General features: G+C 35.3%; 18 protein-coding genes. 7 read left to right on the top strand and 11 right to left on the bottom strand.

Annotated features, from left to right (window positions below; all coding sequences use genetic code 11):
- Positions 1 to 90: 90 nt before the first annotated feature.
- The gene (fliW, locus tag ACZ47B_RS05320; RefSeq protein ID WP_464895643.1) at positions 91 to 480 is read right to left on the bottom strand and encodes a flagellar assembly protein FliW; all 390 of its coding nucleotides are present in this window, start codon (positions 478 to 480) and stop codon (positions 91 to 93) included.
- Between the two features lie 102 nt (positions 481 to 582).
- Here fliW and ACZ47B_RS05315 point away from each other — a divergent pair, with 102 nt between their 5' ends.
- Together ACZ47B_RS05315 and lon are read left to right on the top strand one after the other, a co-directional pair.
- Entirely contained in the window at positions 583 to 1,224 is a 642-nt protein-coding gene (locus tag ACZ47B_RS05315) for an outer membrane protein assembly factor BamD (RefSeq protein WP_464895642.1), read from the top strand.
- A 21-nt stretch (positions 1,225 to 1,245) separates the two neighbouring features.
- On the top strand, positions 1,246 to 3,663 hold the full coding sequence (lon, locus tag ACZ47B_RS05310) for an endopeptidase La (protein WP_464895641.1): 2,418 nt from the start codon (positions 1,246 to 1,248) through the stop codon (positions 3,661 to 3,663).
- A 34-nt stretch (positions 3,664 to 3,697) separates the two neighbouring features.
- Here the strand turns inward: lon and rpsR are convergent, their stop codons facing one another.
- The 6 genes from rpsR to ACZ47B_RS05280 all read right to left on the bottom strand — a co-directional run bounded on the left by rpsR (position 3,698) and on the right by ACZ47B_RS05280 (position 8,748).
- Positions 3,698 to 3,961: a 30S ribosomal protein S18 gene (gene rpsR, locus ACZ47B_RS05305; RefSeq protein WP_464895640.1), complete on the bottom strand. Its 264-nt coding sequence runs from the start codon at positions 3,959 to 3,961 to the stop codon at positions 3,698 to 3,700.
- A 27-nt stretch (positions 3,962 to 3,988) separates the two neighbouring features.
- Positions 3,989 to 4,474: a single-stranded DNA-binding protein gene (gene ssb, locus ACZ47B_RS05300; protein WP_464895639.1), complete on the bottom strand. Its 486-nt coding sequence runs from the start codon at positions 4,472 to 4,474 to the stop codon at positions 3,989 to 3,991.
- A gap of 19 nt (positions 4,475 to 4,493) precedes the next feature.
- Positions 4,494 to 4,910, bottom strand: a complete 417-nt coding sequence (rpsF, locus tag ACZ47B_RS05295; RefSeq protein ID WP_464895638.1) for a 30S ribosomal protein S6 — start codon at positions 4,908 to 4,910, stop codon at positions 4,494 to 4,496.
- A gap of 96 nt (positions 4,911 to 5,006) precedes the next feature.
- Positions 5,007 to 5,990: a DNA polymerase III subunit delta gene (gene holA / locus ACZ47B_RS05290; protein ID WP_464895637.1), complete on the bottom strand. Its 984-nt coding sequence runs from the start codon at positions 5,988 to 5,990 to the stop codon at positions 5,007 to 5,009.
- Positions 5,990 to 7,939 (bottom strand): ribonuclease R family protein, encoded by a 1,950-nt coding sequence (locus ACZ47B_RS05285; protein WP_464895636.1) that lies wholly within the window; start codon positions 7,937 to 7,939, stop codon positions 5,990 to 5,992. Before ACZ47B_RS05285 ends, holA begins: the two co-directional genes overlap by 1 nt.
- Positions 7,936 to 8,748, bottom strand: coding sequence for an HDOD domain-containing protein (locus ACZ47B_RS05280; RefSeq protein WP_464895635.1), 813 nt, complete (start codon positions 8,746 to 8,748; stop codon positions 7,936 to 7,938). Before ACZ47B_RS05280 ends, ACZ47B_RS05285 begins: the two co-directional genes overlap by 4 nt.
- Before the next feature lie 121 nt (positions 8,749 to 8,869).
- Here ACZ47B_RS05280 and ilvC point away from each other — a divergent pair, with 121 nt between their 5' ends.
- From ilvC to ACZ47B_RS05255, 5 genes are all read left to right on the top strand, one after another.
- Positions 8,870 to 9,892, top strand: coding sequence for a ketol-acid reductoisomerase (gene ilvC / locus ACZ47B_RS05275; protein WP_464895634.1), 1,023 nt, complete (start codon positions 8,870 to 8,872; stop codon positions 9,890 to 9,892).
- 48 nt (positions 9,893 to 9,940) lie between these two features.
- Positions 9,941 to 11,023: a divergent polysaccharide deacetylase family protein gene (locus ACZ47B_RS05270; protein WP_464895633.1), complete on the top strand. Its 1,083-nt coding sequence runs from the start codon at positions 9,941 to 9,943 to the stop codon at positions 11,021 to 11,023.
- Positions 10,995 to 11,768 carry a DNA-processing protein DprA gene (locus tag ACZ47B_RS05265; protein ID WP_464895632.1) on the top strand — a complete coding sequence of 258 codons (774 nt, stop codon included), beginning with the start codon at positions 10,995 to 10,997 and terminating at the stop codon, positions 11,766 to 11,768. The genes ACZ47B_RS05270 and ACZ47B_RS05265 overlap by 29 nt, the downstream gene beginning before the upstream one ends.
- Complete coding sequence (gene ruvX / locus ACZ47B_RS05260) at positions 11,765 to 12,157, top strand: Holliday junction resolvase RuvX (protein WP_464895631.1); 393 nt, start codon at positions 11,765 to 11,767, stop codon at positions 12,155 to 12,157. Before ACZ47B_RS05265 ends, ruvX begins: the two co-directional genes overlap by 4 nt.
- Positions 12,158 to 12,227: 70 nt before the next feature.
- Positions 12,228 to 13,031: a mechanosensitive ion channel family protein gene (locus ACZ47B_RS05255; RefSeq protein ID WP_464895630.1), complete on the top strand. Its 804-nt coding sequence runs from the start codon at positions 12,228 to 12,230 to the stop codon at positions 13,029 to 13,031.
- A 25-nt stretch (positions 13,032 to 13,056) separates the two neighbouring features.
- On the opposite strand, the gene ACZ47B_RS05250 is transcribed toward ACZ47B_RS05255, so the two are convergent.
- Genes ACZ47B_RS05250 through tatB form a run of 4 tightly spaced genes read right to left on the bottom strand, consistent with a single transcriptional unit; the run spans position 13,057 to position 15,696 of the window.
- On the bottom strand, positions 13,057 to 13,407 hold the full coding sequence (locus ACZ47B_RS05250) for an arsenate reductase family protein (RefSeq protein WP_464895629.1): 351 nt from the start codon (positions 13,405 to 13,407) through the stop codon (positions 13,057 to 13,059).
- A 24-nt stretch (positions 13,408 to 13,431) separates the two neighbouring features.
- A complete protein-coding gene (gene queA / locus ACZ47B_RS05245; RefSeq protein WP_464895628.1) occupies positions 13,432 to 14,451 on the bottom strand; it encodes a tRNA preQ1(34) S-adenosylmethionine ribosyltransferase-isomerase QueA in 1,020 nt (339 codons plus the stop codon).
- A gap of 2 nt (positions 14,452 to 14,453) precedes the next feature.
- Positions 14,454 to 15,242 carry a twin-arginine translocase subunit TatC gene (gene tatC / locus ACZ47B_RS05240; protein WP_464895627.1) on the bottom strand — a complete coding sequence of 263 codons (789 nt, stop codon included), beginning with the start codon at positions 15,240 to 15,242 and terminating at the stop codon, positions 14,454 to 14,456.
- On the bottom strand, positions 15,235 to 15,696 hold the full coding sequence (gene tatB / locus ACZ47B_RS05235) for a Sec-independent protein translocase protein TatB (protein WP_464895626.1): 462 nt from the start codon (positions 15,694 to 15,696) through the stop codon (positions 15,235 to 15,237). The genes tatC and tatB overlap by 8 nt, the downstream gene beginning before the upstream one ends.
- Between the last annotated feature and the right edge of the window lie 52 nt (positions 15,697 to 15,748).

The following is a 15,748-nucleotide window of genomic DNA, read 5'->3' as shown; positions in this document are numbered from 1 at the left end:
ACAAAGGAAAAGAGTAGTGGAGATAAAAAATATTTGCTACCCAACCACCCACCTTTTTGTAGCTAACTTTACATTTTATAATTATTAGTATTAATCTTTACTTAAATAGTTTGATAATGTTTCTACTATATGGAAATTTGGATATTTGATATTGTCAAGTATGAGTTGTCCCATGGTTTTGTTTTCATTGTTAAATATGATCGGTGCTAAAAAATTGATAGCGGATTTCTCTATGGGTTCTTGGATGATCATGGTGTTGTAAACAAGGAGTTTGGAGTCTGTTTTTATATCAAGTGCTTTTTGAAAGTCCACAGGTATGTCAAAAGAGTATGATCTTAAGGCATAGGGATCTATAAGGGTAAATGAAATGCCGCTTTCTTCGCAATCTTCAAGTTTCATAAAAATATCATCAATCTTTGTGAGTTTCATCTTTTTTATATCGTCAAATCCCAAAAGAGGACTTTTAACTTCATATGTCATTATAAAAAACCTTTATATATTTTTTTACTATATCGACCGTTTTAATCTTTTGATAACAAATAAAAGGGTAAAATAATATTAATTTTATATGCTGGAGAAAATATGAGATATATCATGACATTTTTCATTGCCGTTTTTTTACTACTGTTGAGCGGGTGTTCGACAAAAAAAGAGGAAGTTTACAACAAACCTGCGATATTTTGGTATCAGGGTATTATGAAATATATAAAAACAGGTGACCTTGACAAGGCTGACGACTACTATACGTCACTTTCATCAGAGCATATCGAATCACCGCTTTTGAAGGAAAGTATGCTTATCTTGGCTCAGGCCCATTCAAAAGAGGAGGAGTATATACTTGCAAATTTTTATCTCGATGAGTTTATAAAAAGATTTGGCGATAGCAGCTCGATAAAATATGCGAAATTTTTGAAGATCAAGACAAATTTTTACGCTTTTGCCTACCCTAAAAGAGATCAGGTTCTACTAAACGATACCATAAAAAAATCGTATGACTATATCAAGAAGTACCCGAACTCAAGGTATGTGCCTTTGGTTCAAACGATGCTTACAAAGCTATCTTTGGCACAAAAAAGTATGGATCTGCAGATCATATCCTTATACAAGAGGATAGGCAAGCCAAAAGCTGCCAAGATATATGAGGCAAGACTTAAAAAAGCATGGTACAAAGATGTGAAGATGATAAAACCTGATACCGCATGGTATAGAGAAATATTTGAATAATTTTATATATAGGGGGTCAAAATGCAATTAAGCGATTACAATAACTTTCCGACTGATTTACCTGTTGTTATAGAGGATGAACAGTTTTTATACCCTTTTATGATATCTCCTATCTTTTTAAGTGATCAGGAAAATATCAATGCCGTAAACAAAGCTTTAGAAGATAACTCGTTGATACTTGTGGCATCGACCAAGCTCGCTCATGAGGGTGAGAGAAGTTTTGAAAGTGTTTATGATGTGGGGGTTATCGGCTCTATTATGAGAAAAGTCATGCTGCCGGACGGTAGAGTGAAGATACTCTTTCAGGGCATGGCAAAAGGCAAGATCATAAAAGAGGTATCTAAAAATCCTTTGGTAGCGACAGTTGCCGTTATGGAGCCTACAAATATAGAAGATATAAAAAAAGAGGCTTTGCTTTCCGTACTTATGGAAAAACTCAAAGTCCTCTCGTCTGTCAATCCTTACCTTCCTCCTGATTTTTTGAGGACTATAGAGGAAAACAGTGACATAGACAGGGTCGCAGATCTTGTCTCTAGCACTATACGGCTAAAGAAAGAGCAGGCTTACAAACTTTTTGTAGAGCAGGATGTGGAAAAAAGGCTCATGCAGCTTATAGACTTTTTGGTCGAAGAGATAGAAGCTAGCAAACTTCAAAGAGAGATAAAAAGCAAAGCCCACTCGCGTATAGATAAAGTAAATAAAGAGTATTTTTTAAAAGAGCAATTAAAACAGATACAAAAAGAACTCGGAGCCGATACTCAAAGAGATGAAGAGATCGAAGAGTATAGAAAGAAACTCGAACTTAAAAAAGCTTATATGGGTGAAGATGCTTACAAAGAGATAAAAAAGCAGATAGACAGGCTCTCAAGAATGCATCCAGACTCAGCTGATGCCAATGTTTTGCAGGGATATCTTGACTGGGTTTTGGAAATTCCGTATGGAGTTTACTCAAAAGAGAAGCTTGATATCGTAAAAGTAAGAGAACAACTTGATAAAGATCACTTTTCACTTGAAAAGCCAAAAGACAGGATAGAGGAGTACTTTGCCGTAAAAGAACTTTTGGAGCTTAGAGGAGCTAAAAACCAGGAAAACAAAGGTGCTATCATCTGTTTTGTCGGACCTCCCGGAGTCGGTAAAACATCTTTGGCAAACTCTATAGCAACGGCGCTAAAAAGACATCTTGTGCGTATCGCTCTCGGGGGTTTGGAAGATGTAAATGAATTAAGAGGACATAGAAGAACTTACATAGGCGCAATGCCCGGGCGAATCGTGCAAGGTCTCATAGAAGCGAAGCAGATGGATCCGGTTGTGGTGCTTGATGAGATAGATAAAGTTGCAAGAAGTCACAGAGGCGATCCTACAAGTGTTCTGCTCGAAGTACTCGATCCCGAACAAAACAATAAATTTAGAGATTATTATACCAACTTCAACATAGATTTGAGCAAAGTCGTTTTCATAGCGACTGCAAATGATGTAGGCTACATTCCCGCACCGCTTAGAGACAGGATGGAGTTTATAAGACTTAGCTCATATACTCCACAGGAAAAGTTTCAGATAGCTAAAAAGTATCTAATCCCACAAGAACTAAAAAAACACGGATTGAATGCTTATGAAGTAAGTTTTACCAAAGCGGCACTTGAAAAGGTTATAGAGAATTTTACAAGAGAAGCGGGGGTTAGAAATCTAAGAAGAAAGATAGCCCAGATACTTAGAAAAGTAGCTAAAAAACTGCTTTTGGATCCAAGTATCAAAAAAATTTCCATAACTGTTAAAAACTTAAAAGAGTATCTTGAAAAAGAGGTTTTCGAGATAGAAGAAACAGATAAAAAAGATGTGGTAGGAGTAGTAAACGGACTTGCATGGACGGCAGTCGGCGGTGATGTGCTCAAGATCGAAGCTATTAAGATAAAAGGCAAAGGTGCATTGCAGCTTACAGGATCTTTGGGCGATGTTATGAAAGAATCAGCCAAGATAGCCTTTAGTGTCGTAAAAGTCCTCATAGATAATGACAAGATAAAAATATCACAAAATATCATACCAAAAAGTGAAAAAGAGAAAGATGAGAAGAAAAAACTTCCAAGTAGTGAAGTGTACAGAAGATATGATCTTCATCTTCATGTTCCAGAAGGTGCGACTCCAAAGGATGGTCCAAGTGCCGGTATAACCATGGCTACTGCCATAGCTTCCATACTTTCAGAGAAAAAAGTAAGAGCCGATGTGGCGATGACCGGAGAGCTTACTCTAACAGGTAAGGTTTTACCGATAGGCGGACTTAAAGAGAAGATGATAGCTGCATATAAAGCAAAGATAAAAAAAGTGATAATCTGTAAGAAAAATTATGAAAAAGATCTCGATGATATTCCGGATGAGGTAAAAGCAAATATAAAAATCGTATCGGTTACAAATATAGAAGAAGTTTTAAAAGAAGCCTTGGTTTAGAAGATTTAGGGTGTTTTAAAAACACCCTAAATGGTTATTTTAAAAGTTCAAACGGAGTAACGGCTACATTTTTTCTATCTACAATGTATGGGATAAATGCAGCTTGTCTTGCTCTTTTGATAGCTTTTTCAGCCATCTCCTGATGTCTTTTGCAGTTGCCTGTAAGTCTTTTAGGCATGATTTTATATCTTTCGGATAGAGTTTGTTTTAAAAGACCCAAGTCTTTATAATCTATCATTTCAACTTTTGCTTCACAATATTTACAATATTTTTTTGAATATTTTCTTCTTTCTGCCACTTTATTTCCTTTTATATTTTTTATGTCTTAAAACGGTATCTCTTCGTCATCTATGTCAATTTCTGGAATGTTGTTTTCCTGTGATGAAGAAGGTGTCGGTTTGTTTGGCTGATTGTACTCGTTTTTTGGAGCATATTCTCCCTGACTTGGAGCATTGTAGGAATTTTGGCTATTTTGTGCCTCCGCTCTTGTCTCCATAAATTGTACACTATCAGCTCTTACTGTATGCTTGCTTCTGTTTTGACCATTTTGGTCAGTCCACCTGTCAAGTACGAGTCTACCTTCAACCAAGACTTTGTTACCTTTTTTTAGATACTGGTTCACTATCTCGGCACTTCTTGCAAATGAAGTAACATCTATGAACATTACTTCCTCTTTTTTTTCATTGGTGTTTCTATCTGTCCAGCTTCTGCTGGTTGCCAAACCAAATGTCGCTACCGCAGTACCGTTTGGTAAGTATCTAAGTTCGGGATCTCTTGTTAGTCTGCCTACAAGTATGACTCTGTTGTACATGGTGTTACCTTTTTATCTTTTAAGCTTCTTCGCTCTTTTCTTCCTCTTTTTTTGGAGTCGGAGCTTCTGAAGTTTCGGTTTTTTCTTCTGCTTTTTTAAGGGTCTTTTTAACATTATTGCTAAGAGTTTCCCAAAAAGCTATCTCTTTTTTATTTTCGTATTTGACTGTCATGAACTTTATGATCTCTTCATTGAATCTTATCATTCTCTCTATCTCAGTTATAGAGCTTGAAGGTGCTTTGAAGTAGATCACGTAGTAGTGACCGCGCTTATGCTTTTGGATCTCATATGCAAGATTTCTTGTGCCCTTGTCCTCGATAACTTCGATAACAGCTTCGTTTTTTGCAAACAAATCTTTCAAGAAATCAACTTGTGAAGACTTCTCTTCATCCGTAAGAGTCGGTTTTAATATAACCAACAGTTCGTAGTGCCTCATTTTTTCTCCTTATGGCTTTCTAACTTTTGAATTTGGCTTTTCAAAAGTAAGGACCTTTTTTATCTCTTTGCTTTTTGCAAAGGAACGAGGATTATACTATAAAAAAGTTTGAAGTTTTATTAAAGAAGATATGAAATATGATGTTTTATCCATATGTGTATCTGTTTTTAGTTTGAGTTCTATCTCGGAAAGCTCCATAAAAAGAGTTTTGTAAACGGGTAATTTTATCTTGATGGACAAGTCTGCCTTTTTTTTTGCTATCTGTGGAGGAAGCGGGTATCCCAGTATAGCTTTTGCATCAAAAGTGCCGTATGCAAGAATGTAACTGTAAAACATAAAAAGAGTGGTCAGGTAATTTTGCAGTGAATTTATGATAAATATCTCATTTGCACCGGATACTTCAAGAAATTCACTCATCAATTCTTTTATATCCTGTTTAGTAAAAAATCTTTCCATCAAGTCATCCATATCCGAAACACCAAGAGCAAACGAATATCTGTCTATATCGTTTACAGATATGTTTTTGTCGAGATTTTTTAATTTTTTCAACTCTTCAAAGCATAAAGATATATCTTCGTTTTCTATCTTGTAAAGATGCTCTATGGCGTATCTGTTTATATCTAGTTTTATCTCTTTTGCAAAATTTACAAGAATATTTATAGCTTCGTAACTGTTTGGTTTAAAGAATCTTACAAAATCTGCATTTAGTTTTTTATTGAAAACTTTTGCTATATCTTTGGCCTTTTTGTCATCTCCAAAATACTCGAAAAGAAAAAAACTGTTTTCATTTGTTTTACAATTTTGTAAAATCACTTCAAGCTCTTTTTTTGGTATGGTTTTTTCCGTTTTTATGATGAGTATGTTTTTATCACCGAAAAGTGATGATTGTGATACAAAGGTTTTTGCACTTTTAAAATCATACTCGTCAAAATAGTATCTTAACTGCTCGTTCTTTGTACCATATATGGAAGCGATTTTTTTAAGATAACTGCTTCGGTAGTATGGGCATTGCCCGTAGAGCATGAGTGATTTTGGCAGAGAGTTTTTTTGGATGAGAGTATCTAAAACTTGTTTGTACACTACTCGACCCCTTCTCTTTCCACTTCGGTTATATCCCCTATGATTTTGGTGGTAGCTATATCAGAACCCAAAAGCCTGATATTGACTTTTTCCAAAAATTCCACATCATTTTCCATAAGATGAACCCTGGCTCCTTCTATATCACCTTCTATGACGGCTATAGGCATAGAGTGAGTACTTGTGATGACTGCTTCAAAAATTTCATCAAGATTTTCTTTTGCCCATCTGGCATATTTTCTATCCATAAAGTCATATGCCACTTTATCGCTCTCTCTTTCAAGTTCACTTAGTCTTTCGCAGAGAGGCTCGATATCTTTTAGTAAAAACTCTTTTAATTTTTTATCTTTTCTTATGATACTTTTTAAGAGTCTATGAAGAGTCAAGTCACTGTATCGTCTAATAGGTGAAGTAAAATGTGTATACCTGTCAAATCCAAGACCGAAGTGTCCGCTATTTGTTGCACTGTAACGAGCTTGTTTTTGAGCTCTTATGATAAGCATATCCACCATCTCCTGCAAACCCATCTCTTTTGCTTTTTTTTGGATCTCTGTTATAAGAGAGTGGATATCGGTTTTGAATTTTACAAAAATACCTAACTGTGCAACTTGTTCGAGAAGTTTTGCTATGTCATCATAAGAGGGAGGCTCATGTACCCTGAAAATCCCATAATCTATCATTTTAGCAGCAGCTTTGTTGGCTAAAAGCATACACTCTTCCACCAAAGAGTGGGAGGGCGTTTCAACTTCTTTATAAGTTTTTATCAAGTTTTGTTCATCATCAAGCTCCATTCTTATATCGCTTGTATGAAAATCAAAACCTTTTTGCAATCTTTTTTTTCTTATCTTTTTGGCTAATTCGTTAAGTGGCAGTAAAAAAGAGACCATCTCTTCATCTTCTTCGTTTTCACATTTTTTTGTTTGAAGGATTTTATCCACTTCTTCATAGTTGAATCTTCTTTTGGAGTTTATAATGGTTTCTAAAAGCTCCTCTTTTTTTACTTCAAGGGTTTTTGGATCTATTGTCATCTTATAAGTAAAAGTAAGCCTGTCTTCATAAGGTTTGAGTGAACAAATGTTTTCACTAAGAGTTCTTGGAAGCATGGGGATGGATTTGTGGGGGAAGTATATGGAAAAACCCCGTTCTTTAGCTTCTTTGTCAATACTTCCTTTGAAAAACACATACTCACTGACATCAGCTATAGCAACATAAAGAGTATAATTTTTCGTATCAAAATATATAGCATCGTCGAAGTCTTTCGCGGTAACAGGATCTATGGTACAAAACGGCAGATGAGTTAAATCTACCCTGTTTGGGTACATGCTTTTATCTACGAAATTGCCGAAACTTTTTGCTTCTAGTTCACTTTTTTTATCAAACTCCTCTTTTTTTTCATATAGTGCCAGAGAAATCTTCTCATCAACTTTAGGATCATCCAAAACACCTAAAACTTCTTCAATAGATCCGGTTTTGCTATCTATCTTCAAAACAGTTTTAGTAGGTAGTTTTTTAAGTGATTTTTGTGAAGCGGTTATAAAGTTTTGAAGCCCGGTTTTTATATTGATGCCTAGAATCTTACCGTTGATATCTTTTGTGTAAACTACTTGATAATTATCTTTTTTCTTTACTATGTAAACTACTTTGGCTTTGGGTCTTCCGTAATTTGAGTAAACTCTTTTTGCAAGGACAAGATCGCCCTTTGAAGAGTTTAGTAAATCTTTCGACTCGATAAGCAGATCTTTGACTTTTTTTGGAGAAATTACTTCCAAAAATCCTGTATTTGACCTGCTGATATCCAGCGTACCAAATCTATAATCCGGATGCAGTTTATATACATTTTTGTGCTGTTTTATAGCCTTGTATTTTGAAAGATCGTTTATAAGATAACTTAGGTTTTTAGGTATATCTTTCTTTTGGATACCTTTTGTAAGTTTGTATAAAAATTCTCTCACCCGTTGACACTCTCCAGAGCTCTTACAAATTTCTCTCTATCCAAATCATACTCGTCAATGGTTTCATAAGCTTCTTTCAAGCCTTCGGGCTTAAACTTTCCTGCAGTATTGATACTGTTTAATACGACATTCAAAGCTATGGCGTAATCCTTACTCTCTTCGTCCGCTTTTTCTATATTGAGAGCATATCTGATGGCATTCACTATCTTTGGCTCAAGATTCCAGTGTTCCAGTATGGCAGCTGTTATCTCTTCTCCACTTATATTTAGATAGTCTTCTTCGAGAGTCGATACTTCAGATGCCGTTTTTCTGTTTTGAAGTTCCGCTTTGAATTCATCTGCTTTATTGTCTTCTTTTAGTTCGTCAGCTAGAATGATCCTGCCTGTTTCAAGTAAAAAAGATGCCGGCATAAGTACATCCATCATTTCTCTATTTATTTTCGAGTACCATGAAAACATAAGAGCGTTTTGCGATAGACTTGTATTTAAAAACTGCTCTTTGGATAAGCCATATGGTGACATATCTATCTTGATGCTTGTTTGCATCATCGAAGCCAAAGCAAAACCTCTTATGGTTGCCATACCAAAAAGCGATATGGCTTGATTGATACTTTTTATCTCTCTGCTAAATCCGTACAAAGGAGAGTTTGTCGCTTTTAGTATATTGGCTGTTAGCATAGGGTCTTTTTCAACCACACTTGTCAATTCTCTTAAAGAACTGTTTTTCCTTGACGTTATCTCTTGTACTTTCATCACCGTTTCATCAAGCGGCGGAAAGTTTTTTACCCTTTTTATAAGTGATTCATCCATGTTTTTCCCCAAATTTAAACTTTTTTGCAATTTCTGGCATTATTTTATCTTTTAATAGTTTATATTTTGCTTTTAAGTAAAGTTTTTGTAAAATATCGAAAATTATTTAGAAGGATGAAAAATGTCATTGAATGTTTATTATGACAAAGATTGTGATATCTCTTTGATAAAGAGTAAAAAAGTTGCTATGATAGGTTTTGGAAGCCAAGGCCATGCGCATGCTGAAAACTTGAGAGATAATGGGGTTGATGTTGTAGTCGGCTTGAAAAAGGGTGGAAATTCATGGAAAAAAGCAGAAGCAAAAGGCTTTGATGTTTTTGAAGTAAGTGAAGCAGTCAAAGGTGCTGATGTGGTTATGATACTTTTACCTGATGAGACTCAAAAGTCTGTTTATGACAACGAAATAGCACCAAACTTAAAAAGTGGAGCAACCATAGCATTTGCTCACGGGTTCAATATCCACTACGGAAGGATAAGACCGGCAAGCGATATCAATGTCATGATGGTTGCACCTAAAGCTCCCGGACACACTGTAAGAAGCGAGTTTGTAAGAGGCGGTGGGGTTCCTGATCTTATAGCGGTTTTCCAAGATCCAAGCGGTAATACAAAAGAGTTGGCACTCTCTTATGCTTCAGGCATAGGTGGAGGTAGAACAGCTATCATAGAGACAACTTTCAAAGATGAGACCGAGACTGATCTTTTTGGTGAGCAAGCAGTACTTTGTGGAGGTTTGACTTCGCTTATAAAAGCTGGTTTTGAGACACTAACAGAAGCCGGTTATCCTCCTGAGATGGCATACTTTGAATGTTTGCATGAAATGAAACTTATAGTTGACTTGGTTTTTGAGGGTGGTTTGGCTGAAATGAGATACTCTATAAGCAATACTGCTGAATATGGTGATATGGTAAGTGGTCCAAGGGTTATAAACGAAGAATCCAAAAAGGCTATGAAAGCTATACTTGCTGAGATCCAAAATGGTAAGTTTGCTAAAGATTTTATACTTGAGGGTGAAAGTGGATATCCAAGAATGACAGCTGAGAGAAATATGCTTAAAGCTCATCCTATAGAAAAAACAGGTGTCAAACTAAGAGCCATGATGCCTTGGATCAAATCAAACAAACTAGTTGACGAAGACAAAAACTAATCAAACCTACAGGGCATTTTGCCCTGTAGATCCATAATCGATAAATTTATGATAAAAAAAAGAAAAATAAAAAAAAGATCGAAAAAAAAAGTAGGTTTTTGGCAAAAATATAAAAAATCATTTTCTATCATACTGTTCATAATTTTAGCATCCTTTTTGATATACGGAAGTTTTGACACTGTTAAAACACTTTTTGTGTCCAAAAAAAATACCGAAAAAAAAGCGTATCCAAGCAAAGAGCTTTTGGAAAAAATGAATAAAATGCTAAAAGAGGAAAAAGAGAAAGTCGATATTTTAAAAAAAGAGTTGATTAAGGCCAAAAAAAGTCAAAAGCAATCTTTAAAAACTCCAAAAAAGCCAAAAAAAGTACTTTCATCCGAAGCTGTTGATTATAAAAAAAGCTTGGAAAAGTATGACAATATCAAACCCAAGCAAACAAAAACGACACTTTTTGTACAGTCCAAAAAACCACTTCTTGCTATCATCATAGATGATGTTGCTTTTGCTTCGGAAGTCAGCAAGATAAAAGCTCTTCCTTTTAAAGTCACGCCTTCATTTTTCCCTCCTACTAAAAGACATCCCGATACTCCAAAGCTTGCGAGTGAGTTTGATTTTTATATGGTACATTTACCTCTTGAAGCACTTCATTACCCTCATCCTGAGCCAAAAACACTTTTGACCACTGATAGTTTGGATACGATAAACAACCGCATAAAAAATATAAAAAAGTGGTTTCCAAGAGATAAGTTTTTAAACAACCATACAGGCAGCAAGTTTACATCCGATTATGACTCGATGATGAAACTTTACACTGTTTTAGGTAGGTATAATTTGATTTTTATAGACAGTAGAACGAGCGCCGATACCGTTGCATCAAAAGTTGCTAAAAATTTTCACAAAAAACTTTTGAGCAGAGATGTGTTTATAGATAATGTCGCCGATATATCCTATATACAAAATCAATTAAAAAAAGCGGTTGCAAAAGCAAAACAAAAAGGTTTTGCCATAGCTATAGGACATCCACATCCAAAAACTCTTCAGGCTCTTAAAATGTCAGCAGCTTTACTAAAAGATGTAAAGCTTGTTTATGTAGGTACAATTTATGCAAATCTTAAAACAAATCCCAAGTGAGCTGCAAGATTTAAAAGTTCCGGTAGAAAAGCTGTATTATAAAGGAAATATCGAACTTTTAAAAAAAAGAAAAATCGCCATAGTAGGAAGTAGAAGACCCATAAACTACACCAAGGTATTTACTTATGAGTTGGCAAAAAAATTGGCAAATGTTAGAGTGTGCATACTAAGCGGTGCTGCTATGGGAGTTGATGCTTTGGCTCATCAAGGAGCGGGCAGCAGCAATACCATAGCGGTAACAGGAAGCGGCTTAAACCACAGATATCCCAAGGTCAATAAAAATATCATAGAAGAGATAGAAAAAAATGGATTGGTTATAAGCCGGTTTGAGCCTGATTTTAAAGCAACTCCATGGAGTTTTGTCATAAGAAACGAGATAATCGTAGCTTTAAGTGAAGCTGTCATCATAACTCAGGCTGATTTGAAAAGCGGTTCGCTTAGAAGTGCCGAGTTTGCAATGAAACACAATAAACCCATATATGTTCTTCCTCACAGAATAGATGAAAGCAAAGGAACAAATCAGCTCTTAAAAGACGCACTGGCCACTCCCATATATGATATAGACGAATTTGTCAAAACTTTTGGTGCTACTGAAGAGACGGAACTTAAAAAGGATGAATTTTATGAGTTTTGCAAAAATTTTCCAAGATATGAAGATGCCTTGAAGATATATGGAGATAGGGTGTTCGAGGCTGAACTTGACGGAAAGATACTGATAGAAAACGGTAGAGTGAGGCTGACATGAGCATAGTAGCGGTAGATATAGGACTTAAAAGGATAGGTATAGCCGTTACTTATGATAAAAAAACTGTTTTACCCCAAAAAGCGATCTTAAGAAAAAATCGCAACCAAGCAGCGGAAGAGCTTGCAAATCTTTTAAAACAAAAAGAAGCCGATACATTGGTAGTAGGTCTTCCAAGAGGAGGCAGCAGTGAAGACGAGATGCAAAGACGCATAGAGCATTTTGTAAATTTAGTTGATTTTGAAGGCGATATAGAGTTTCAAGATGAATACGGCACAAGCAGCGAGGCAAAAGAACTTTTAAAAGGTGAAGTGAAGATAAAAAGAGACGGGAGAATAGACAGTTTATCTGCATCCTTGATACTCAAAAGATGGCTGAACTTGCCCATATAATTCACAATGTTCACAATATCTGTGGTATAATTTTTTCCAGGTATGCCATAAAATAAAAAAGGAGTAGAAGATGGATATCAATCTTGATGCCGTTATGGGATATATAAGTGTTTACGGCTTAAAAGTCATAGGCTCTATACTTATATTTTATATCGGGAAAAAAGTAGCTTCATGGCTAACTAATTTTACAAAAAAAGCCATGCAAAAAGCTAAAATGGATGAAACCATTGTAAAATTTTTAGGTAATGTTATATACGGAGGTTTGTTACTCTTTATTATACTGGCAGCTTTAAGTAACCTTGGAGTTAACACCACATCATTTATAGCAGTTTTGGGTGCAGCAGGTTTGGCAGTTGGTCTGGCTTTCCAAGGTACACTTTCCAATGTCGGAGCCGGGGTACTTTTGATATTTTTCAGACCCTTTAGCGTGGGCGATTTTATACAAGCAGCAGGTGAAAGCGGAATGGTTGAAGAGATCAACCTTTTTAGCGTACTTTTAAAAACAGGTGACAATAAACAGATCATCATACCAAACTCAGCTATCATCGGCGGAAACATTACAAACTTTTCTGCTAAAGATACCAGAAGAGTGGATTTTACATTTGGCATAGGGTATGATGATGACTTAAAGTTGGCAAAAAGTACTTTGGAAGAGATCGTAAAATCAGATGAAAGGGTCTTAGATGATCCGACACCTTTTGTCGCAGTGAGTGAGTTGGCTGACAGTAGTGTTAATTTTGTGGTAAGAGCATGGGTCAAAAGTGGCGATTACTGGGGAGTTTACTTCGATACTTTGGAAAAAGTAAAACTTGTTTTTGATGAGAAAGGTATATCCATTCCATATCCACAGCTCGACATACACCAAGATAAATAAAATCATAACCGGGAATGATTCCCGGTTATAAGCCAAAAATTTGTCTGTATAATTCTTCGTCAAATCCTACTATGACTTGATCGTTATACTCTACAACAGGTCTTTTTATAAGCATATTTTCTTTTGCAAGCCATTCTATCTTACCTTCATCATCCAACTCAAGTTCTTTTAGTTTCAACACTCTGTATTTGGTACCGCGGTTGTTGAAAAGTTTATCTATGGAAGTTTTTTTAAGCCACTCTTCTATCTTGTCTCTATGGATATGTTCTTTTTTAAAATCTATAAAATCAAACTCTATGTGATTGTCGTTTAAAAATTTGATAGCTTTTTTAACACTACCACATGTTTTTATGCCGTAAACTTTTACATTGCTCATGCTTTTGCTCCTTGTTGTTAGATTTTACAATATAAGCATCGCATCTCCGTAAGAGAAGAAACGATACTCATTTTTTATGGCGATATTGTAAATCTCCAATGTTTTTTCTATGCCTATAAAACTTGCAACCAACATCAAAAGGGTTGATCTTGGTAAATGAAAATTGGTTAAAAGATGATTTACTCTAAGTGGCGGGTTTTTTGGATGGATAAAAATATCGGCATTTGAGATGCTGTTTTTTTCTCTTATGTAGTACTCTATCGTTCTAGCTACAGTTGTGCCTACGGCAAGTATATCTTTTTTCGAATTTATAATTTCACAGGTTTTTTTTGGTATGGAGTAAAATTCGGAGTGCATTTTATGCTCGAGTATATTTTGAACTTCAACAGGTTTAAATGTCCCGGCACCCACATGTAAAGTCAAAAATCCGACTTCATGCTTTTGTTTCAAATCCTTTAAAAGTTTATCACTGAAATGAAGTGAAGCTGTAGGGGCTGCAACTGCTCCTATATTTTTGGCAAAAAGAGTTTGATAATTTTTTTCATCATCTTTTGTATCTTCTCTTTTTATATAAGGAGGTAAAGGAACATGACCTATCTTTTCAAGGATGTTATTTAATTTTTCAAAATTTACTGTTTTTTCATCTATGAAAAATTTTACTACTCTTGTTCCGTCATCATTTAACTTTTTTAAAAGTGCCGTTAAGCCCATATCAAAAACGAGTTTGGTATCAACTTTTACTTTTCCTCTTATATATACCAGGAAACTATCATTTTCCAAAGGAGAATTAAGTAGCAGCTCAACTTTGCCTCCGCTCTCTTTTTGACCGTATATCCTGGCTTTTATCACTTTTGTATCGTTTAGAAGTACGGCACAATCTTTTGGTAAATATTTTAGGATATTGTAAAATTTGTCATGTATTATTTTATCTTTTTTTCTATCATACACCAAAAGTTTGCAGTGATCTTTTGGGTTTGCGGGAGATGATGCTATGAGATGCGAAGGCAACTCATAGCTGTAACTCTCTATGTTTAGCGGATTCAAGTTTATTTGTCTTTGTTTATATCTTCTTTGTTTTCTTCTGTGTCATCTTCGCCTATATCCTCTTCTTCGCTCTCTTCTTCATTTTTTTCAGGATTGACATATCTAGCTATGAGAACCGAAAAACCGTAAAGCAGTATAAGAGGACCGGCCATAAGAAACTGGGTTAAAACATCAGGAGGGGTCAAAAGTGCAGAAACAGCAAATATGATAACTATAGCATATCTAAAAAAACCTATCAAAGTTTTATCAGTTACCATGCCTATCTTGGCTAAGAAAAATGTTATAACAGGCAATTCAAAAGCTATACCAAATCCAAACAGAAGCTTCGTGAAAAATCCTACATACTCACCTATACTTGGAAGAGCAGTAAATAGTTTGCCTCCAAAATTCACCAAAAAAGCAAATCCAAAAGGTATGACCACAAAGTAACAAAATGCCGCACCCATTAAAAACATAATGGTTGCAAAAAAGACAAACGGTAGTATCATCTTTTTTTCATTTTCATAAAGCCCCGGGGATATAAAAAGCCATAATTGCCAAAATACGACAGGCAAAGAGAGTATGAAACCTGCAAAAAATGAAACTTTAAGTGCCGTAAAAAGAGGTTCTTGAACTTTGGTGAATATAATGCTACTAGTTGAAGGAAGTACTTCTTTAAGTGGATGTATCATCCACGATAGAAGCGGTTCCCAAAAGTTGAAGCATACAAAGAACATAACTATAATTGTAGCCAGGGAGATGCCAAGTCTCAGTCTAAGCTCGGCAATATGCGGTTTTAACTCTTCAAACATTATCTATATCCTCAGCTTGAGACGTATCCTCTTTTTTGGCTGTATCTTCTATCTTTTTAGGGGTGCTTTTTTTCTTTTTCTTTACTTTTTTTTCTATTTTTTCAGTGCCTATATCATCTTTTGTAGCAGTAGCGGCTTCTTCAACACTCTCTTTGAAAGTTTTATTTATATCTGTTGCGGAATTTTTTATCTCTTCAAACTCATCCATGTAAACCGAGTGCTTGACACTATTTGTCGTTTCGTGCAGTTTTTTCTTATATTCAAGAGCTTCTTTTTTGAGCTCCTCGATTTTGAGTTCTTGATCGATACTCTCTTTTGCTTCGTTAATAGTCTTTTTGAAGGTATTGAAAAATTTTGCGATTTTAACCATGGCTTCTGGAAGCTTTTCAGGACCTAAAAAAATGATACCGATCACCAAGATGATCATTATCTCGGAAAAACCCATTCCAAACATATATCGATTACCTGCTTTATAAAGAATTTTGAAAAGTTATTTTATCCAAAGT

The sequence above is a fragment of the Thiofractor thiocamini genome (genome assembly GCF_055384375.1).
Note: the sequence above shows the minus strand (reverse complement) of the source record. Positions and strands in the feature narration are given on the sequence as shown.

Coding starts and splice junctions, on each gene's coding strand:
- fliW (WP_464895643.1), bottom strand. CDS start 480: ATGACATATGAAGTTAAAAGTCCTCTTTTGGGATTTGACGATATAAAA.
- ACZ47B_RS05315 (WP_464895642.1), top strand. CDS start 583: ATGAGATATATCATGACATTTTTCATTGCCGTTTTTTTACTACTGTTG.
- lon (WP_464895641.1), top strand. CDS start 1,246: ATGCAATTAAGCGATTACAATAACTTTCCGACTGATTTACCTGTTGTT.
- ssb (WP_464895639.1), bottom strand. CDS start 4,474: ATGTACAACAGAGTCATACTTGTAGGCAGACTAACAAGAGATCCCGAA.
- rpsF (WP_464895638.1), bottom strand. CDS start 4,910: ATGAGGCACTACGAACTGTTGGTTATATTAAAACCGACTCTTACGGAT.
- ACZ47B_RS05280 (WP_464895635.1), bottom strand. CDS start 8,748: ATGGATGAATCACTTATAAAAAGGGTAAAAAACTTTCCGCCGCTTGAT.
- ilvC (WP_464895634.1), top strand. CDS start 8,870: ATGTCATTGAATGTTTATTATGACAAAGATTGTGATATCTCTTTGATA.
- ACZ47B_RS05270 (WP_464895633.1), top strand. CDS start 9,941: ATGATAAAAAAAAGAAAAATAAAAAAAAGATCGAAAAAAAAAGTAGGT.
- ACZ47B_RS05265 (WP_464895632.1), top strand. CDS start 10,995: ATGCAAATCTTAAAACAAATCCCAAGTGAGCTGCAAGATTTAAAAGTT.
- ruvX (WP_464895631.1), top strand. CDS start 11,765: ATGAGCATAGTAGCGGTAGATATAGGACTTAAAAGGATAGGTATAGCC.
- ACZ47B_RS05255 (WP_464895630.1), top strand. CDS start 12,228: ATGGATATCAATCTTGATGCCGTTATGGGATATATAAGTGTTTACGGC.
- ACZ47B_RS05250 (WP_464895629.1), bottom strand. CDS start 13,407: ATGAGCAATGTAAAAGTTTACGGCATAAAAACATGTGGTAGTGTTAAA.
- tatC (WP_464895627.1), bottom strand. CDS start 15,242: ATGTTTGAAGAGTTAAAACCGCATATTGCCGAGCTTAGACTGAGACTT.
- tatB (WP_464895626.1), bottom strand. CDS start 15,696: ATGTTTGGAATGGGTTTTTCCGAGATAATGATCATCTTGGTGATCGGT.